Annotated in this window: 16 protein-coding genes; 5 read left to right on the forward strand and 11 right to left on the reverse strand. The window is 68.2% G+C overall.

Annotated features, from left to right (window positions below; genetic code table 11):
- Window positions 1-64: 64 nt before the first annotated feature.
- Entirely contained in the window at window positions 65-1,462 is a 1,398-nt protein-coding gene (locus MUU77_RS13555; protein ID WP_245087874.1) for a M14 family zinc carboxypeptidase, read from the forward strand.
- 3 nt (window positions 1,463-1,465) lie between these two features.
- Here the strand turns inward: MUU77_RS13555 and prpE are convergent, their stop codons facing one another.
- The 4 genes from prpE to MUU77_RS13575 all read right to left on the reverse strand — a co-directional run bounded on the left by prpE (window position 1,466) and on the right by MUU77_RS13575 (window position 6,420).
- Window positions 1,466-3,367 (reverse strand): propionate--CoA ligase, encoded by a 1,902-nt coding sequence (prpE, locus tag MUU77_RS13560; RefSeq protein WP_245087876.1) that lies wholly within the window; start codon window positions 3,365-3,367, stop codon window positions 1,466-1,468.
- A gap of 148 nt (window positions 3,368-3,515) precedes the next feature.
- Window positions 3,516-4,502 (reverse strand): malate dehydrogenase, encoded by a 987-nt coding sequence (locus MUU77_RS13565; RefSeq protein WP_245087879.1) that lies wholly within the window; start codon window positions 4,500-4,502, stop codon window positions 3,516-3,518.
- Window positions 4,503-4,580: 78 nt separating this feature from the next.
- On the reverse strand, window positions 4,581-5,783 hold the full coding sequence (locus MUU77_RS13570) for a pyridoxal phosphate-dependent aminotransferase (RefSeq protein WP_245087883.1): 1,203 nt from the start codon (window positions 5,781-5,783) through the stop codon (window positions 4,581-4,583).
- Between the two features lie 139 nt (window positions 5,784-5,922).
- Window positions 5,923-6,420, reverse strand: coding sequence for a peptidylprolyl isomerase (locus tag MUU77_RS13575; RefSeq protein ID WP_245087886.1), 498 nt, complete (start codon window positions 6,418-6,420; stop codon window positions 5,923-5,925).
- 382 nt (window positions 6,421-6,802) lie between these two features.
- On the opposite strand from MUU77_RS13575, the gene typA reads away from it, so the two are divergent.
- The 4 genes from typA (at window position 6,803) to MUU77_RS13595 (ending at window position 14,388) form a co-directional block, all read left to right on the forward strand.
- On the forward strand, window positions 6,803-8,632 hold the full coding sequence (gene typA / locus MUU77_RS13580; protein WP_245087889.1) for a translational GTPase TypA: 1,830 nt from the start codon (window positions 6,803-6,805) through the stop codon (window positions 8,630-8,632).
- 14 nt (window positions 8,633-8,646) lie between these two features.
- Window positions 8,647-9,117, forward strand: coding sequence for a DUF2127 domain-containing protein (locus tag MUU77_RS13585; RefSeq protein WP_245087892.1), 471 nt, complete (start codon window positions 8,647-8,649; stop codon window positions 9,115-9,117).
- Window positions 9,118-9,168: 51 nt separating this feature from the next.
- Window positions 9,169-10,770 (forward strand): amidase, encoded by a 1,602-nt coding sequence (locus MUU77_RS13590; RefSeq protein ID WP_245087895.1) that lies wholly within the window; start codon window positions 9,169-9,171, stop codon window positions 10,768-10,770.
- A gap of 222 nt (window positions 10,771-10,992) precedes the next feature.
- Window positions 10,993-14,388 carry an EAL domain-containing protein gene (locus MUU77_RS13595; RefSeq protein WP_245087898.1) on the forward strand — a complete coding sequence of 1,132 codons (3,396 nt, stop codon included), beginning with the start codon at window positions 10,993-10,995 and terminating at the stop codon, window positions 14,386-14,388.
- Window positions 14,389-14,406: 18 nt separating this feature from the next.
- Here the strand turns inward: MUU77_RS13595 and MUU77_RS13600 are convergent, their stop codons facing one another.
- The 7 genes from MUU77_RS13600 to rpsM form a co-directional block, all read right to left on the reverse strand.
- The gene (locus MUU77_RS13600; protein ID WP_245087901.1) at window positions 14,407-15,801 is read right to left on the reverse strand and encodes a 3-deoxy-7-phosphoheptulonate synthase class II; all 1,395 of its coding nucleotides are present in this window, start codon (window positions 15,799-15,801) and stop codon (window positions 14,407-14,409) included.
- Between the two features lie 51 nt (window positions 15,802-15,852).
- Window positions 15,853-16,368, reverse strand: coding sequence for a disulfide bond formation protein B (locus tag MUU77_RS13605; protein ID WP_245087904.1), 516 nt, complete (start codon window positions 16,366-16,368; stop codon window positions 15,853-15,855).
- A 148-nt stretch (window positions 16,369-16,516) separates the two neighbouring features.
- On the reverse strand, window positions 16,517-16,891 hold the full coding sequence (gene rplQ, locus MUU77_RS13610; protein WP_245087907.1) for a 50S ribosomal protein L17: 375 nt from the start codon (window positions 16,889-16,891) through the stop codon (window positions 16,517-16,519).
- 193 nt (window positions 16,892-17,084) lie between these two features.
- Entirely contained in the window at window positions 17,085-18,083 is a 999-nt protein-coding gene (gene rpoA, locus MUU77_RS13615; protein WP_185895436.1) for a DNA-directed RNA polymerase subunit alpha, read from the reverse strand.
- Window positions 18,084-18,133: 50 nt separating this feature from the next.
- Window positions 18,134-18,763 (reverse strand): 30S ribosomal protein S4, encoded by a 630-nt coding sequence (gene rpsD, locus MUU77_RS13620; protein WP_055941309.1) that lies wholly within the window; start codon window positions 18,761-18,763, stop codon window positions 18,134-18,136.
- A 14-nt stretch (window positions 18,764-18,777) separates the two neighbouring features.
- On the reverse strand, window positions 18,778-19,170 hold the full coding sequence (gene rpsK, locus MUU77_RS13625; protein WP_055941307.1) for a 30S ribosomal protein S11: 393 nt from the start codon (window positions 19,168-19,170) through the stop codon (window positions 18,778-18,780).
- A 12-nt stretch (window positions 19,171-19,182) separates the two neighbouring features.
- Entirely contained in the window at window positions 19,183-19,539 is a 357-nt protein-coding gene (rpsM, locus tag MUU77_RS13630) for a 30S ribosomal protein S13 (protein WP_055943298.1), read from the reverse strand.
- Between the last annotated feature and the right edge of the window lie 168 nt (window positions 19,540-19,707).

Below are 19,707 nucleotides of genomic sequence, written 5' to 3' on the forward strand. Positions count from 1 at the left end.
ACGGGTTTGACATCGCCGGCCCATGCAGGGACCCTGCGACCATCCGCTCACCGTGTCGCCCGCAATGCGCCCCACCCTCCTCCTGTGCCTGCTGCTGACGATGATGACGCCCACCACCATCGCCCGGAATGCCGACAACCCGCATCCGCCCGCCGGCGCCTCGGCGCCGGTCCCGCCGCCGCCCGCGTGGCTGCCCGCGATCGATGCGCTGTACGACGCCGAACTGCGCGCGCCCGGGCTGGAGGACCGCACGTTCACGGCGGAGCACTGGTGGTCGGTGGCCACACCGCTGCTGACGCAGGCGCACGGCTTCCGGGTCGAAGAGATCGGCCGCAGCGTGGAAGACCGTCCCTTGCGGCATGTCCGCTGGGGTGAGGGAAACAGGACCGTGCTGCTGTGGTCGCAGATGCATGGCGACGAGAGCACGGCGACGATGGTATTGGCGGACCTGTTCCGCTTCCTGGGCGAACATCCCGACGATGCACGGGTGAAGGCGTTGCGCGCCAACACCACCCTGCACTTCTTCCCCATCGTCAATCCGGATGGCGCCGCACGTTTCCAGCGCCGCAATGCGCAGGGCATCGACCTCAACCGCGACGCCCGCATGCTGGCCACGCCGGAGGCGCGCACGTTGAAGGCGCTGTACGACAAGGTGAAGCCGATGTACGGCTTCAACCTGCACGACCAGCGCGTGGGCTACCGCGCCGGCGATTCCGGCCGCGGCACCGCCATCGCACTGTTGTCGCCACCGTACAACCACGCCGCCGACGTCAACCACGTGCGCACGCGCGCCATCGAAGTGGCGGGCGTCGTCCGCACCGCACTGGAACCCTACCTGGCCGGCCACATCGCCCGCTGGGACGAGACCTTCGATCCGCGCGCCTTCGGCGATCTCACCACGCAATGGGGCACCAGCACGGTGCTGATCGAAGCCGGCGGCATCGAGGGCGACGTGCAGAAGCAGCGCCTGCGCAAGCTGTATTTCCTCGGCCTGGCGGCGGCGCTGGACAGCATCGCCTCCGGCAGCCATGCGGGCGTGTCGCCCGCGCTCTACAGAGAGCTGCCCGAGAACGGCGATGTGTGGCCGGACCTGCTGGTGCGCGGCGGCACGCTGTCCGCGCCCGGCCGTCCGCCGGCGAGGGCGGATGTGCTGGTCAACTTCCGCAACCCGCTGACGGAGGCCGAGGGCGCCGTCGCCGACGTGGGCGATCTGGGCAACAGGAAAGCGCGCCGCAGCATCGACGCGCGCGGACTGTTCGTCGTGCCCATCCCCGGACACGCGGGCGAACGCACGGTGATCGACGCCAACGACGATGCCGATGAAGACCCGCGCGCGCCGCTGCCTCTGACGCCCGGGGCGAGCGCGCGCTTCGTGCTGAGCCGCGATCCGCAGGGCCGCGACGTGGTGTGGACGCTGGACGGCAGCGTGGATCCGGCGGCGCCCTCGCCACCGGCACGCTGATCTTCAGCCGCCGACTTCGGGGCCGCGCCGCAGCGCGCGCTTCACTTCCTCCAGCGCGTTGGGATCGTCGAGCGTCGACAGGTCGCCGGGGTCCGCACCCTGCGCCAGCGCCTGCAGCGAGCGCCGCAGCAGCTTGCCGGAGCGCGTCTTCGGCAGCGCATTGACGATGTAGACGCGCGCCGGGCGCGCGACCGCGCCCAGGCTCTGCTCCACCGTGCGGCGCATGCCGTCGGCCGCGCGCACGCGTTCGTGCGGTTCGTCGGTCGCCTGGCGCAGCGTGGCGAACACCACCGGCACCTGCCCCTTCAGTTCGTCCGCCACGCCGATCACGGCCGCCTCCGCGACTGCCGGGAAGCCGGACACCGACTCCTCGATCTCGCGCGTGCCCAGGCGATGGCCGGCCACGTTGATGACATCGTCGGTGCGGCCAAGGATGAAGGTGTAACCGTCCTCGTCGCGGATCGCCCAGTCCAGCGAGCTGTACAGCAGTTCCTTGAAATGGCTGAAGTAGCTGGAAAGGAACCGCGCATCGTCGTTCCAGATCGTCGTCATGCAACCCGGCGGCAGCGGTGGCTGCATCACCAGCACACCTTTCCTGCCGGGGCCGACCTCCTCGCCGGTGCCCTCGTCGATCACCTTCATCCTGTAGCCGAGGTTCGGGAAGCCGGGCGAACCGAACCGCACCGGTTTCATGTCCAGGCCCGGCAGCAGGGTCAGCGCCGGCCAGCCCGTCTCGGTCTGCCAGTAGTTGTCGATCACCGGCTTGCCCAGGGCATCGGTGATCCAGTGCGCAGTGGGCTCGTCCAGCGGCTCGCCCGCCAGGAACAGGTATTTCAGCTCGGACAGGTCGTGGCGCTTGATGAAGTCGATATCGTGCTTCTTCAGCACGCGCACCGCCGTCGGCGAGGAGAACATCGTGCGCACGCCGTACTGTTCGCACAGCGCCCACCAGATGCCCGCATCGGGATGGGTGGGCAGACCCTCGTAGAGCACCGAGGTCGCGCCGACGATCAGCGGCCCGTACACGTTGTAGGAATGCCCGACCGCCCAGCCGACGTCCGAGGTGGAGAACATCACCTGCCCGGGGCCCACGTCGAACACCGTGCGCATCGACAGCGCCATGGCAACGGCATAGCCGCCGACATCCCGCTGCACGCCCTTGGGCTTGCCCGTGGTGCCGGAGGTGTAGAGCAGATAGCTGGGCTCGTTCGATTCGAGCCATTCCACCGGCACGTCGGCATCGCCCACCTCGGCGCGCAGCGCGGCGTAGTCTTCGTCGCGGCCCGCCACCTTCGGTTCGGCCGCATCCAGCCCGCGCGAGACGATCAGCACCCTGGCCGGCGGGGTGGCGGCCTTCGCGCAGGCTTCGTCCACCAGCGGCTTGTACGGGATGACCTTGCCGCCGCGGCTTCCCGCATCGGCGGCGATCAGCAACTTGGGTTGCGCGTCGTCGATGCGCAGCGCCAGGTTGTGCGCGGCGAAGCCGCCGAACACGACCGAATGCACCGCGCCGATGCGCGCGCAGGCCAGCATCGCGAACACGGCCTCGGCCATGTTGGGCATGTAGATGACCACGCGGTCGCCGCGGCCGACATCGAGTTTCTTCAGCACCGCGGCGAAGGCGTTCACTTCGCGGTGGAGGTCCCGGTAGGTCAGTTCGCGGGTGACATCGGTTTCGGTGGACACCGCCACCAGCGCCAGTTGATCGCCGCGTTCGGCGAGGTGGCGATCCACCGCGTTGTAGCAGAGATTGGTCTGCCCGCCGACGAACCAGCGGCGGAACGGGGGATTGGAATAGTCCAGCACCTGCTGCGGCGGCACATGCCAGTGGATGGCCTTCGCCTCCTCGCCCCAGAAGGCCTCGGGCTGCTCGATCGAGCGCCGGTAGACGTCTTCGTATGCCATGCGATCCTCCCAGATCCGACAGCCGGGACCAGCATAGACCTGCCCCGTCGCGGCCACCTTCCTACCTTGGTCGCATGGGACAGTCCGTCGCACCCAAAAGAAAACGCCGGGCGCGGGCCCGGCGTTTTCGTGTCGCCACAGCTGCCGATCAACCCAGCAGGTGCGCCACGCCGCTGCGCTCTTCTTCCAGTTCGCCCAGGGTCTTGTCGATGGCGGCCTGGCTGAAGTCGTCGATCGGCAGGTCCCTGACCATCGTGTACTCGCCGTTCTCGGTGGTGACGGCGAAACCGAACATCACGCCTTCCGGGATGCCGTAGCTGCCGTCGGACGGAATGCCCATCGTCACCCACTTGCCGTTGCTGCCCAGTACCCAGTCGCGCACGTGGTCGATGGCCGCATTGGCGGCGGACGCGGCCGAGGACAGGCCACGTGCCTCGATGATCGCGGCGCCGCGCTTGCCGACCTGCGGGATGAAGGTGTTGGCGTTCCAGTCGGCGTCGCCGATCTTGTCCTTCAGCGACTGGCCGTTGACGGTGGCGAAGCGGTAGTCCGGGTACATGGTCGGGCTGTGGTTGCCCCACACGACCAGCTTCTCGATGTCGCCCACGGCCACGCCGGCCTTGTTGGCCAGTTGCGACAGCGCGCGGTTGTGGTCCAGGCGCAGCATGGCGGTGAAGTTCTTCGACGGCAGGTCCGGCGCGGACTTCATCGCGATGTAGGCATTGGTGTTGGCCGGGTTGCCGACCACCAGCACCTTGACGTTGCGGCTGGCGACCTTGTTCAGCGCCGCGCCCTGGGCGGTGAAGATCTTGGCGTTCTCCAGCAGCAGGTCCTTGCGCTCCATGCCCGGGCCGCGCGGACGCGCGCCGACCAGCAGGGCCACGTCGGCGTCCTTGAACGCGACTTCCGGATCGTCGGTGCCGACGATGCCGGCCAGCAGCGGGAACGCGCAGTCTTCCAGCTCCATGATCACGCCCTTCAGCGCGGCCTGGGCCTTCTCCAGCGGCAGCTCCAGCAGTTGCAGGATGACCGGCTGGTCCTTGCCCAGCATTTCGCCGGAGGCGATGCGGAACAGCAGCGCATAGCCGATCTGGCCAGCAGCGCCGGTGACGGCAACACGGACGGGGGTTTTCATGGTGCGGATCCTCGGGGTTACGTAGGGCGGGCCCAGCCCGCCGCGTGGGGAAAGGGTGGGCCAAGGCCCACGCAACGGTTACTTCAACTCGGCAAAGAATTCCTGGAAGCGTTGCAGGCCCGGCGCCAGTTGCGGCGTCGGGCAGGTATAGCTGATGCGCAAAGCGCGCGGCTCGCCGAACGCCGAACCGGGCACGCAGGCCACGCCCTTGGCGTCGAGCAGCGCATTGCAGAAGTCGACGTCGTTTTCGATCTTCACGCCGTCGTGCGACTTGCCGAACGCGCAGCTGATGTCGGGGAACACGTAGAAGGCGCCCTGCGGACGCGGGCACACCACGCCGGGAATGGCATTCATGGCGGCCAGCACCTGGTCGCGCTTGGCCTGGAATTCGGCGTTCTTGGCGGCGGGCACGTCCTGCGGACCGGTCAGCGCGGCGATCGCCGCGGCGGTGACGACTTCCGGCACGTTGGTGATGTGGTTGGAGTTCATCGTGGTCAACGCCTGGGCGACCACCTCGGGGCCGGCCATGAAACCCACGCGCCAGCCCGGCATGCCGTAGGTCTTGGACAGCGAATCGACGAACACCGTGCGATCGCGCAGCTCCGGCCGCGCCTGCACGAAGTTGGTGTAGACCAGCCCGTCGAACAGCATGCGGTTGTAGATGTCGTCGGTGATGATCCAGGTATCCGGATGCTTCACCAGTACGTCGGCCAGCGCGGCGACTTCCTCGCGCGCGTAGACCATGCCCGTCGGGTTGGACGGGTTGTTGAACAGGAAGACCTTGGGCTTGTGCGTCGCCAGCGCCTGGTCCAGCTGCGCCGGCGTCAGCTTGTAGTCCTGGCCGGCCGGGCACGGCAGCGGCACCGCCTTGGCGTTGACGATGTCGGCGATGTCGGCGTAGGTGGTCCAGTACGGCGAGGGGTAGACGATGGCGTCGCCTTCATCCAGCAGCGACTCGGCCAGGTTGTACAGGATGTGCTTGGCCCCGATGCCGGTGGACACGTTGGCGCGCGTGTAGCCGGTCAGGCCCAGCGCCTGGATGTGCTGCAGGAACGCGTCCAGCAGCGCGTCGGTGCCGCGGTTGCTGCCGTACTGGCCGGAGTCCTTCGCCAGCGCGTCGCGCGCGGCCTGGTACACGTGGTCGCCGGGCAGGAAATTGGGAACGCCGATCGAGAAACTGATGATGTCGCGGCCTTCGGCCTTCAGCTTCTTGGCCTTCTCGGCCACCGCCATGATCGCACTGGGCTTGGCGCGACCGATGCGCCGGGCAAGCAGGGGCATTGCACAACCTCGCGAGGAAAGGTCAGGGAGGGTCGCCGCCGTCTTTTTGCGGCGCAAAATGGTATCACGGCCTCCCGCCGCGCCCGGATGCGCCAAAGGTCCAAGGCGGCGGGTGCCGCCGCCCGGACCGAGCCCGGGATCAGGCGCTCAGGAAGCGGTTCCACTCGGCCACGCGCTCGGCCTTGGCGGCCAGCACGGCCTCGGCCTCGCCATCGATCGTCACCTTGTTGATCAGGTCGCCCTGCTTCACGGCATCGACCACGTCCAGGCCTTCGGTGACCTTGCCGAACACGGTGTGCTTGCCATCCAGCCACGGCGTGGGCACGTGGGTGATGAAGAACTGGCTGCCGTTGGTGTTCGGGCCGGCATTGGCCATGGACAGCACGCCGCGCTCGTGGCGCACGCCGTTGGTGGTCTCGTCCTCGAACCGGTAACCCGGGCCGCCGCGGCCGGAGCCTTCCGGGCAGCCGCCCTGGATCATGAAGTCCGGGATCACGCGGTGGAAGTTCAGGCCGTCGTAGAAGCCACGCTTGGCCAGGTTGACGAAATTGGCCACCGTCAGCGGCGCCTTGTCGGGATACAGCTCGATCTTGATGGGGCCACGCGAGGTGTCGAAGGTGGCGGTCAGCTGACTCATGGGGTGCTTCTCCAGGGTGAAAAAAAGGAAACGGGGGCCTGCCGCGCCGGCATGGCCGCCCAGGTGCGGCCCGGCCCCGACATGGGGCCGGCCGCGAAGATCACGGCAGGGCCAGGCGCGCGCCCCACCCGCTGGCCAGGGCGTGGTGGAGCGGCGACAGGCCCAAGCCCAGGACGCAGGCTCCGCTCTCTGCGAGATCACGGCGCCAGCCCGCGATTTCAAGGGAAGGCCGGCGGCGGCGGCGTTCGTTCAGTGTTCTCCGGCAAATCAGGTGCTTAGGGCTCGATAGCCCGCTATAATACGCCGCCTTCTTTCCTCCCCGTCCTCGCGCCCTGCCCCTTCGAAGGGGGTATCCGGGTGCGTTTTTCCGATCCCAGAATCCATGTCCATCCAAAACCTCCGCAATATCGCGATCGTCGCGCACGTCGACCATGGCAAGACCACCCTCGTCGACCAGCTGCTGAAGCAGTCCGGCACCCTCTCCGAGCGCACCGTGCTGGCCGAACGCGTGATGGACAGCAACGACCAGGAAAAAGAGCGCGGCATCACCATCCTGGCCAAGAACACCGCCATCACCTGGCGCGAGAACCGCATCAACATCGTCGACACCCCCGGGCACGCCGACTTCGGCGGCGAGGTCGAGCGCGTGCTGTCGATGGTGGATACGGTGCTGATCCTGGTCGATGCGATGGACGGCCCCATGCCGCAGACCCGCTTCGTCACCCAGAAGGCCTTCGCGATGGGCTTCAAGCCGATCGTGGTGGTGAACAAGATCGACCGCCCGGGCGCGCGCCCGGAGTGGGTCGTCGAGCAGGTGTGGGACCTGTTCGACCGCCTGGGCGCCACCGCCGAACAGATGGATTTCCCGATCGTCTACGCCTCGGCGCTTAACGGCTACGCCAGCCTGGACCCGGAGGCCCGCTCCGGCGACATGACCCCGCTGTACGAAGCCATCATGCAGCACGCGCCCAAGCCCGACGTCGACCCGGAAGGCGCCTTCCAGATGCGCATCAGCCAGCTGGACTACAACAACTTCGTCGGCGTCATCGGCATCGGCCGCATCCAGCGCGGCACGCTGAAGAAGAACATGCCGGTGGCCGTGATCGACCGCGAAGGCAAGAAGCGCCAGGGCAAGGTCCTGCAGGTGCTGGGCTTCCTGGGCCTGGAGCGCATCGAGCAGGAAACCGCCGAGGCCGGCGACATCGTGGCCATTTCCGGCATCCAGGACCTGACGATTTCCGACACGGTCTGCGCGCTGGACGTTCCCGAGGCCCTGCCGGCGCTGACGGTGGACGAGCCGACCATCAGCATGACCTTCCAGGTGAACAACTCGCCGTTCGCCGGCCACAAGGACCTGTCCGGCGGCAAGTTCCTGACCAGCCGCCAGCTGAAGGAGCGCCTGGAGCGCGAGACCGTGCACAACGTGGCGCTGAAGGTCGAACAGCTGGAAGACGCCGACAAGTTCCTGGTCTCCGGCCGCGGCGAGCTGCACCTGTCGGTCCTGATCGAGAACATGCGCCGCGAGGGATACGAGCTGGCCGTGTCGCGCCCTGAGGTCATCATCAAGGAGATCGACGGCCAGCTGATGGAACCGATCGAGCAGCTCGTCGTCGACGTGGAGGAAGCCCACCAGGGCGGCGTGATGGAGAAGCTGGGCACCCGCAAGGGCCAGCTGAAGAACATGGAGCCCGACGGCAAGGGCCGCGTGCGCCTGGACTATGAAATCCCGGCGCGTGGCCTGATCGGCTTCCAGAACGAATTCAAGACGCTGACCCAGGGTTCGGGCCTGCTGTTCCACGTGTTCGACCACTACGGCCCGAAGGAACAGGGCGCCATCGCCAAGCGCCTGAACGGCGTGATGATCGCCAATGCGCCGGGCGCCACGCCGGCGTACGCGCTGGGCCCGCTGCAGGAGCGCGGCAAGCTGTTCGCCGCCGAAGGCGACAACGTGTACGAAGGCCAGCTGGTCGGCATTCACTCCAAGGACAACGACCTGACCGTCAACGCCATCAAGACCAAGCCGCTGACCAACATGCGCGCCTCGGGCAAGGACGACGCCATCCAGCTGACCCCGGCGATCAAGTTCTCGCTGGAGCAGGCGCTGGACTTCATCGACGACGACGAACTGGTGGAGATCACGCCGAAGGAAATCCGCCTGCGCAAGAAGCTGCTGACCGAGAGCGACCGCAAGCGCGCCTCGCGCGCGGCCTGACCGCCGCCCGCGCCTTGGAAGACGCCGCCTACAACCCGGACCCCAAGGCGCATCCCGGCCTGCACGCCATCGCCCTGTTCGAGGGCGCCAAGGGCGTGCTGGCCCTGGCCTTCGCCGCCGGCCTGCTGGCCGTCGGCCCGCACCGCCTGCGCGATGCCGTGCAGGCCGTGGTGACGCGCTTCATCCCCGATGCCGGCCCTGGCGCGATCAGCCAGTGGATGGAACGCATCAATCCCGAGTCGGTCCATGTGGCGGTGCTGGTCATCGCGGTGTACGCCGGCATGCGCCTGCTGGAAGCCTGGGGGCTGTGGCGCGCGCGCGCTTGGGCCTCATGGCTGGGCTGCATCGGCTCCGCCGCCTACCTGCCGCTGGACGTGTACGCGCTGTACCACCACCCGGGCTGGCATACCTGGGCCCTGCTCATCGTCAACCTGGCGATCGTCTGGGTGCTCTGGCGCGACATCCGCCGGCGCAGGCGGATTTGACGCACGGGGTCGCGGCTGCGTAGCCTGCCGCAACTCCGCACAGGTGTCCGCATGCGCAGATCGTGGCTGCCGCTTGGCCTGATGTTCGCCCTGGCTGCCTGCCAGCCGGCGACGCCCCCCGGTGCGACGGCTCCGGCGGCGCCGACCGACTTCAGCTACGCCGAGCTCGACATCGCCGACCTGCAGGCGCGCATGCAGGCCGGGGAACTGGACAGCCGGCGGCTGACGCAGGCCTACCTGGATCGGATCGCCGCCGTCGACAAGGCCGGGCCGCAACTCAACGCCGTCATAGAACTGAACCCCGACGCGCTGAAGGAAGCGGCGCTGCGCGACGTGGAACGCCGCGCCAATGCGGTGCGCGGCCCGCTGCACGGCATCCCGGTGCTGCTGAAGGACAACATCGACGCCGTGCCCATGGCCACCTCCGCCGGCTCGCTGGCGCTGAAGGATTTCCGGCCCGGCCAGGACGCGTTCCTGGTGCGGCGCCTGCGCGAGGCCGGTGCGGTGATCCTGGGCAAGGCCAACCTGAGCGAATGGGCCAACTTCCGTTCGTCGCATTCGACCTCGGGCTGGAGCGGACGCGGCGGACAGACGCGCAATCCCTACGCACTGGACCGCAACCCCTGCGGCTCCAGCTCGGGCAGCGCGGTGGCGGTATCCGCCAACCTGGCGGCCGTCAGCGTGGGCACCGAGACCGACGGCAGCATCCTGTGCCCGGCGGCGATCAATGGGGTGGTCGGCCTGAAGCCCACCGTGGGCCTGGTCAGCCGGCAGGGCATCCTGCCGATCTCGCACAGCCAGGACACGGCAGGCCCCATCACCCGCACCGTCGCCGATGCCGCGCTGCTGCTGGGCGTGCTGGCGGGGCGGGACCCGGCCGACGCCGCCACCACCAATGCGGCCTGGAACACCACCCTGGACTACGGTGCCCGCCTGACGCCGGGAGCACTCAAGGGCGCCCGCATCGGCGTGCTGCGCAGCAAGGCGGCCATCCACCCCGACGCGGCAGCGGCGCTGGAAGGCGCCATCCAGGTGATGCGCGAAGCGGGCGCGATCGTGGTGGATGCGGAGATCCCCACCGATGGCCAGTGGAGCGCCGACGAGCTGGAACTGCTGCTGTACGAGTTCAAGCATGGCCTGGAGCGCTACCTCGCCGAGCGCAACGCCCCGCTGACCACGCTGACGCAGTTGATCGGCTACAACGAACAATACCGTCTGTCGGAGATGCCGCATTTCGGCCAGGATCTGTTCGAACGGGCCAATGCCAAGGGCGGACTGGGCGAATCGGCCTACATCGCCGCCCGCAGCCGCGCACGGCGGCTGGCCGGGCCCGAGGGCATCGACGCCGCACTGAAGGCGCAGCAGCTGGACGTCCTGATCGCCCCCACCACCGGTCCCGCCTGGCTGACCGACCACAAGGCCGGCGACCACTTCCCGGGAGCCGGCTACGGCGCGGCCGCCGTCGCCGGCTACCCCAGCCTCACCGTGCCGGCGGGCCACAGCGACGGGCTGCCGCTGGGCATCGTCTTCATGGGACCGGCATGGAGCGAAGCCCGGCTTATCGCCCTTGGCTACGACTACGAGCAGCGGACGCGGGCACGCAAGCCGCCCGAGTACTGGCCGACGCTGCCGCCACGTACCCCGCGGCGCTGAGACGATGACGACGGGTCCGCACTCTGCGGGCCGCGGCGCTTGCAGCCGCGGCGCGTTCGTGGCGTCATGACCGGCAACCAGCAAGCGGGGATCGCACGCGTGGAGTCAGGCGCGGACCGGGCATCGGAACTGCGTGCGCTGAGTGGATCGGTTTCCACGGCGCGACGACGTCAACGGAACCTGAATTCGCTTGCGTGGGGCGTACTGGTCGCTGCCTGCCTGTTGTCGCTGTGGGCCGGCGCCACCGCCTGGCGGCAGGCGCGCGACCATGCGCGCGCCCGGTTCGACGCCCGCGCCGACGCCATCGCCACCGCCATCGCCACCCACATGAACGCCTACGAGGACACCGTGCGCGCGGCCGCGGCGGTGCTGGAAGGCCGCCAGGATATCGAGCAGGACAGCTTCTACGCGTTCGTCGAGAAGCTGCAGGTGCCCACCCGCCACGCCGGCGTGCACGGGCTCGGGTACGCGCGCCATGTGCGCCGCGACGAGCGCGACGCCTACCTGGCCTCCCAGCGCGCGCGCTACGGGGATGCGTTCGCCATCCATCCCGCGGGCGAACGCAGCGAATACGTGGTGGTGGACCTGCTGTATCCGGATGCCCCGGGCATGCGTCCCCTGCTGGGGAAGGACGTCATGGCGGAAACGGTGCGCCGGGGCGCCATCGAGTCCGCGCGCGACAGCGGCGAACTGGCCGCCGCGCCGCTGGTCGCGCTGGGCGATGCCTCCCGCGGCAGCACCGGCCTGCCAGGCTTCCTGCTGTACGCACCGGTATACGCCGATCCGGTCGCGGCGCGCGGCGGCGTGGAGGCGCGGCGGCGCCTGCTGCGCGGGTTCGCCACGGCCGGCTTCGGCTGGGAGCGGGTCATGGAGGATGCCATCGGCGGGAACGCCGGCGAGGAGTTCGACCTGCAACTGCTCGCGCGCGACTTCGGCGACGAACCGATCTTCCAGATCCGCGCACTGCAGGATCGCCACGGCCAGGGCTGGCGGCCGGCGTTCACGGCCCAGCGCAACATGCGCCTGCTGGGCAGCGAATGGCTGCTCGTCCTGCAGTCCCCGCCCCTGCGCGATGCCCTGTCCGGGCTGACGACCATCGTCTCGCTGACGCTCGCCGGCATCGGCCTGGGAGGGTTGCTGTTCCTGTTGCTGCGCAACCTGGCCCGCACCGAGCACCGCAGCCGCGCCCTGCTGGACGCGGTCGCCGACCATCTGCCGGCCCTGATCGCCTACGTCGATGCCGACGGGCGTTACGGCTTCGCCAACCGTGCCTGCCGGGAATGGTCGGGCACGGACGAGGAATGGCGCGAGCGGCACGTGGACGACGTGCACGCGGACGCGCCCGCGTTCCTGGCCTCGCTCAAGCAGTCCATGCGCGACTGCACGCCGGACCGGTGGATCGCCTGGGACGCCGAACTCGGGCAGCCCCCGCGTGCCGTCCACCTGTACCTCGTACCCGACGTCGAGCCGGGCCGTCGGATCGCCGGCTGGTACCTGATGGGCAATGATGTCAGCGAGCAGCGTCGCACCCATCGCGAGCTGGCGCTGGCGCGCGATCACCTCAAGCGCGTCACCGACCGCCTGCCCGCGCTGATCGCACAGTTCGACGTCCAACACCGGCTGGTCTTCCACAACCGCGCGTTCGTCGAACAGATCCGCTGGCGCGTCAGGCCGCAGGCGGGTCAGCACATGCGCGAGCTGTTCGGCGAGGAGGCCTACCTGCGCCGATTGCCGCAGATCGAAGCGGCCCTGCAGGGGCGCGAGGGCGAGTTCGAGAGCAGCTTCGCCACGGCGGACGGCGTGCGCAGCCTGCACAGCTTCTACACGCCCGACATCGACGACGCCGGCAGGATCGGCGGATTGTTCGTCATGGCGATCGACATCACCGAGAAAGCCCGCCTGGAACATGCGCTGCATGAGGCGAACGAACTGGCCGAAGTCACGCTGACCTCCATCCGCGAAGCCGTCATCACCGTCGACACCGATGGGCGGGTGACCTACCTGAATCCCGCGGCGGAGGCGCTGTGCGGCTGGAGCCTGGAGCAGGCACTGGGCGAGGCGCTGGACCGCGTCGCGCCGCTGGCGAGGGTGCAGGCGCAGGATGATGACGAGGTTTCGCACTCGGCCGGCCAGCCGGGCGACCTGCGGCTGCAGCGCAAGGACGGTTCGCACCTGCTGGTGGAGCGCTCGCTGTCGTCCATCCACGACCGCGAGGATCGCCTGGTGGGCACGGTGATGGTGCTGCGCGACATCACCGAGTCGCGCGCATTGAGCTCGCGCATGACCTTCCTGGCCCACCACGATGCGCTGACCGGCCTGCCCAACCGCCTCCAGCTCAACGAACGCCTGGGCCAGGCCATCACCCATGCCACCAACCACGGCAATGGCATCGCCGTGCTGTTCCTCGACCTGGACCTGTTCAAGCACGTCAACGATGCGCTGGGCCACCACACCGGGGACGAACTGCTGCAGCAGGTGGCGCGCCGCCTGCAACGCAACGTCGGCAATCTGGGCACGGTCTACCGCACCGGCGGCGACGAATTCGTGGTGCTGCTGCCCAACGTGGTGACGCGCGAGGGCGTGCTGCAGGTGGCCGACCGCCTGCTCGCCCTGTGCGGCACGCCGTACACGGTGGCCTCGCACGAACTGCACCAGGCCTTCAGCATCGGCATCAGCCTGTTCCCCGACGACGGCTACGATGCCGGCACGCTGATGATGCGTGCCGACGCCGCCATGTACCTGGCCAAGCGCAACGGCCGCAACGCCAGCCGCTTCTACACGCGCGAGCTGGCGTCCAGCGTGGACGCGCGCATCGAACTGGAGAACAGCCTGCGCCGCAGCCTGCGCAACGGCGACCTGACCCTGCACTACCAGCCGCAGATCGACAGCCTGAGCGGGCGGATCGTCGGCGTCGAGGGGCTGGCGCGCTGGCAGCGCGGCGACCGCCTGGTGCTGCCGGGCGAATTCCTGCCCATCGCCGAAGAGACGCGCCTGATCGTCGACATCGACCAGTGGGCCATCCACGCCGCATGCAGGCAGAACCGCATCTGGCAGCAGGCGGGACTGCCGCCGATCCGGGTGTCGGTCAACATCGCCGCCGCCAACTTCGACACCGACGACCTGGTCGCGACGGTGGTGGAAGCGCTGCAGGACAGCGGGCTGCCCGCCGAGTTCCTGGAACTGGAAGTCACCGAGACCACGCTGATGCGCGACGTGCAACGGACCGACCGCACGCTGCGCGCCCTGAAGGCCCTGGGCGTGCGCATCGCCATCGACGACTTCGGTACCGGCTTTTCCAGCCTCAGCTACCTGGGCAACTACGGCTTCAACGTGCTCAAGATCGACCAGACGTTCGTGCGCGACGTCGGCGAGCCGAACCAGGCCGCCATCACCCGCGCCATCATCGGCCTGGCGGCGCAGCTGCAATGCCGCACGATCGCCGAGGGCGTGGAAACGGCCGCGCAGGCGGCCTGGCTGGTCGCCAACGGTTGCGACGAACTGCAGGGCAACTACTTCAGCCTGCCGCTGCCGGCCGCGGAGTTCGCGCGCCTGTATGCGCGCGGGAAGACCTGGCACCTCCCACCGGCCGCATCAGCCGCGCACGCGCGCGGCTCGTGACGCCGGCCGGCGCCGCCGTCAACGCGTGGCCGGTGCGGCCAGCTGGTTCTGCTTGCGCACGATGCACATCGCGATCTCCAGCGACTGCTCGTAGTTCAGCCGCGGATCGACCGTCGAGCGATAGGCGCGCTCCAGGTCCGCGTCGGTCAGTTCCCGCGCGCCACCGGTGCATTCGGTGACGTCCTCGCCCGTCAGTTCCAGGTGCACGCCGCCCAGGCGCGTACCGGCCGCCGCGTGCAGGTCGAACGATTGCTCGACTTCCCCGCGCACGTTGTCGAAACGGCGGGTCTTGAACCCGTTGCTGGTGCTTTCGGTGTTGCCGTGCATCGGGTCGCAGACCCACAACACGCGGCGACCGTCGCGACGGACCGCATCCAGCAGCGGAGGCAGCTTCTCCGCGATCTGCGCGGCGCCCATGCGATGGATGAAGGTCAGGCGCCCCGCTTCGTCCTCGGGGTTCAGCACGTCGATCAGGCGCAGCAACTGGTCCGGCGTGACCGAGGCTCCCACCTTGATGGCGATGGGATTGCGCACGCCGCGCAGGTACTCCACGTGAGCGCCGTCCACCGCCGCGGTGCGCATGCCGATCCACGGATAATGCGTACTGAGATTGAACCAGCCCCACTGGCGGGGAACCTCGCGCGTCAGCGCTTCCTCGTACGGCAGCAGCAGCGCTTCGTGCGAGGTGTAGAAGTCGATCCGGTTGAGGTTGTGCACCTCGGAGCCCGACAGCGTCTCCATGAACCTCACCGCATCGCCGATCGAGGTGACCATGTGCTGGTACTCGTTCGCCAGCGGCGAATAGCCCACCCAGTTGAGGTTCCAGTATTCGGGGTGGTGCAGGTCCGCGAAGCCGCCGTCGATCAGCGCACGCACGAAATTCATCGTCATCGCCGAGCGCGCGTGCGCCTTGATCATGCGCCGCGGGTCGGGCACGCGGGCTTCGGGCGTGAACTCGGGCGCATTGACCAGGTCGCCCCGATAGCTGGGCAGGGTAACGCCGTCGCGCGTCTCCGTGTCCGCCGAGCGCGGTTTGGCGTACTGGCCGGCGAAACGCCCCACCCGCACCACGGGCAGGCGCAGGCCGTGCACCAGCACCAGGCTCATCTGCAACAGCACCTTCAGCCGGTTCGAGATCAGTCCGGACTCGCAGTCGCTGAAGCTCTCGGCACAGTCGCCGCCCTGCAGCAGGAAGCGCTTGCCTTCCTGCGCCTCGGCCAGCTGCTTCTTCAGCGAGAAGATCTCCCACGACGTGACCAGGGGCGGCAGCTGCCGCAGTTCGCCCAGCGCGGACTCCAGCGCGGCCGTATCCGGGTACGTGGGCATCTGCACCGCGGGCCGCGAACGCCAGCTCTCCGGCGCCCAGTGGGGTGGCAGCGTGACGGCGCGCAGGTTGCGGTCGGAGGGATTCATGGTGGACTCCTGGGGGCCCACCATCGTGCCAGATTGGTGCGCCGCGTCAAATCAGCGGAAGGTCGAGGTCCTGCGGGCGCGGAAACCGATCCAGAGCGCCCAGACCGCCAAAAACACGAACCACACCAGGCTCCACATCGGCATGGTCAGGCCCAGGAAGCTCCAGTCGATGGTGCTGCAGTCGCCCTTGGCGGTCAGCACCTTCTGCACCACGCCCAACCAGGTGTTGGTCTCGATCATGTAATCCCAGCCCGGCCCGCAGCTCGGCATCAGCGGCGGGTACAGCTGTACCCACACGTGCCTGCCCGCGATGCCGATGCCGGTCGCCGCGCCGAGGAACGCCAGCACGCCATACACCCTGCGTCCGCCCGGCCGGCGTGGTCCGTGCAATGCGCCGAGCAGGAACAACACACCGGTCGCGGCGAAGGCCAGCCGCTGGAAGATGCAGAACGGACAGGGTTCCAGCTGCTGCACGAACTGCATGTAAAGGGCATAGCCCAACAGGCCCGCGCAGATCGCGAAGCCCAGGAAGCACTGCGCGCGGAAACTCCAGCGAAGAGGATTCATTGGCACCGGTAGCCTGGGGTCTTGCCCGCATTATCCATGCGGGGCGGCCCCGACGTCACCCTGCGGCGCTTCGCCGCGTCCTCCCGCCCCGGAAAGCAGAAACCCCGGCGTCGGCCGGGGTTTCTGGGGTCGTGCGGTGGCGCGGGGCTTACTCGGCCGCCGCTTCCGGACGGTCGACCAGCTCGACGTACGCCATCGGCGCGTTGTCGCCGGCGCGGAAGCCGCACTTCAGGATGCGCAGGTAGCCACCGGGACGCGACTGGTAGCGCGGGCCCAGCGTGGTGAACAGGGTACCGACGGCTTCCTTGTCGCGCAGGCGGGCGAACGCCAGGCGGCGGTTGGCCACGCCGTCGACCTTGCCCAGGGTGATCAGCGGTTCCGCGACGCGGCGCAGTTCCTTGGCCTTCGGCAGGGTGGTCTTGATCAGGCCGTGCTTGATGAGCGAGGCGGCCATGTTGCGGAACATCGCTTCGCGATGGGCGCTGGTGCGGTTGAACTTGCGACCGGCTTTCTGGTGGCGCATGGGTTGGATTCCTGATGAAGGGTGGGACGTTGGATTTCGCTGTCGCCATCCAGGCGCTGGAACAGTGGACTGCGGGTGGTCCGGACCGGCCATCCCTGACCGGAGCGCCGCAGACCTTCAGGTCCGTCGGCATGGGTGTCGCGTTTGAAACAGCGCAACTCCCGCGCGGGCGCGGGAGTTGCGCATCACATCATCAGCCGAGCATGCCGTGCTGGGCGACGCCGGCCGGCGGCCAGTTCTCCAGCTTCATGCCCAGCGACAGGCCGCGCTGCGCCAGCACTTCCTTGATCTCGGTCAGCGACTTCTTGCCGAGGTTCGGGGTCTTGAGCAGTTCGACTTCCGTCTTCTGGATGAGGTCGCCGATGTAGTAGATGCTCTCGGCCTTCAGGCAGTTGGCCGAACGCACCGTCAGCTCCAGGTCGTCGATCGGGCGCAGCAGCACCGGATCCACGCCGCTGGCGGCCTGCTTCGGCGCGCCGCGGTCGCGGTGCGTGAAGTCACCGAACACCGACAGCTGGTCGCTGAGGATGTCGGCGGCGGTGCGCACGGCTTCCTCGGCATCGATCGTGCCGTTGGTCTCGATGTCCAGGACCAGCTTGTCCAGGTCGGTGCGCTGCTCGACGCGCGCGGACTCCACCGCGTACGCCACGCGGCGGACCGGCGAGAACGACGCATCCAGCACCAGGCGGCCGATCGCGCGGGTTTCCTCGTCCGGACGGCGGCGGGCGGCGGCCGGCTGGTAGCCGAAACCGCGCTCGATCTTCAGGCGCATGTTCAACGCCGTGTCCTTGGTCAGGTTGCAGATGACCAGTTCCGGATTCAGGATCTCGACGTTGTGGTCGGTCTTGATGTCGCCAGCGGTCACCACGCCCGGGCCCTGCTTGGCCAGGCTCAGCGTGGACGAGTCGCCGGAATGGATGCGGATGGCCACATCCTTCAGGTTCAACAGCACTTCCAGCACGTCTTCCTGCATGCCTTCGATGGTGCTGTATTCATGCAGCACGCCATCGATCTCGACTTCGGTGATCGCGAAGCCGGGGATCGACGACAGCAGCACACGGCGCAACGCATTGCCGAGCGTATGGCCGTAACCACGCTCCAGCGGTTCGATGACCACCTTCGCACGGTTGCCGGTCAGGCGCTCGATCTGCGGGCCGCGGGGGCGCAGCACTTGCTGAGTAATACCCGTCATGTTGCTTTGTCTCCTGCGGTCCCCCGGTCGCCCGGGGGTGCGTGAATGAATTACTTCGAGTACAACTCGACGATCAGCGCTTCGTTGATGTCGGCGGGCAGGTCCGAACGCGCCGGAACCGCCTTGAACACGCCGCTGAACTTCTTCGCATCGACTTCGACCCACGACGGGTTCAGGTCGAGCTGCTCGGCGACGGTCAGCGACTCCTGCACGCGGAGCTGCTTCTGGGCCTTCTCCGACAGCGCGATCGCGTCACCGGCCTTGACCTGGTACGACGGCAGGTTGACCGGCTTGCCGTTGACCAGCACGCCGCGGTGCGAGACCAGCTGGCGCGCGGCCGGGCGGGTCACGGCGAAGCCCATGCGGTAGATGACGTTGTCCAGGCGGGTTTCCAACAGCTGCAGCAGGTTCTCGCCGGTGTTGCCCTTCTTGGTCGAGGCCTTCTTGTAGTAGTTGCGGAACTGGCGCTCCAGCAGGCCGTAGATACGCTTGACCTTCTGCTTCTCGCGCAGCTGGGTGGCGTAGTCGGACAGCTTGCCCTTGCGGGCGGTGGCGCCATGCTGGCCGGGCTTCTGCTCCAGCTTGCACTTGGAGTCCAGCGCACGGGCCGGGCTCTTGAGCGACAGGTCGGCGCCTTCGCGGCGCGCGAGCTTACAGGTAGGACCGATATAACGAGCCATTTCTTATCGCCCCCTTAGACGCGACGCTTTTTCGGCGGACGGCACCCGTTGTGCGGGATCGGCGTCACGTCGATGATGTTGGTGATCTTGTAGCCCACGTTGTTCAACGAACGCACGGCCGACTCGCGACCCGGACCCGGGCCCTTGATGCGGACTTCCAGCGACTTCACGCCGTAGTCCAGTGCGGCACGGCCGGCCTTCTCGGCGGCGACCTGGGCCGCGAACGGCGTGGACTTGCGGGAACCGCGGAAACCGGCACCACCCGAGGTCGCCCAGGAAAGCGCATTGCCCTGGCGGTCGGTGATGGTGACGATGGTGTTGTTGAAAGAAGCGTGGACGTGGGCGACGCCGTCGGTGATGACGCGCTTGATCTTCTTCTTGACTTTGGCAGCAGCTGGCTTGGCCATGATGGTCGCCCCTTACTTCTTGATGGCTTTGCGCGGACCCTTGCGGGTACGGGCGTTGGTGCGGGTGCGCTGGCCACGCAGCGGCAGGCCGCGACGGTGGCGCAGACCGCGGTAGCAGCCCAGGTCCATCAGGCGCTTGATGGCGATGCCGACTTCACGGCGCAGGTCGCCTTCGACCACGTACTTGCCGACTTCGGCGCGCAGGCGCTCGACTTCCGGCTCCGACAGGTCGCGGATCTTCGTGGTCGAGGCGACGCCGGCGGCTTCGCAGACCTTCTTGGAACGGGTACGGCCGATGCCGTAGATGCTTTGCAAACCGACCCAGACATGCTTCTGGGCAGGCAGGTTGACACCTGCAATACGCGCCATGACGCGGTTCTCCAACTGTGAGTATTGGCCCGTGTACGGTCATCCCGGGCGGGATTCGCGCAGACAGGCGGAGTGAACTGGAAATTGTAGCAAGATCCGGTGCTTACGGGAAGCCCGAGCCGGCCGAAGCCGGCGGCGGACCGGCATGGGGAGTGTGCCCATGCTCCG

Origin of the sequence: Pseudoxanthomonas sp. F37 (assembly GCF_022965755.1) — a bacterium.
In the GTDB taxonomy this organism is placed as follows: domain Bacteria; phylum Pseudomonadota; class Gammaproteobacteria; order Xanthomonadales; family Xanthomonadaceae; genus Pseudoxanthomonas_A.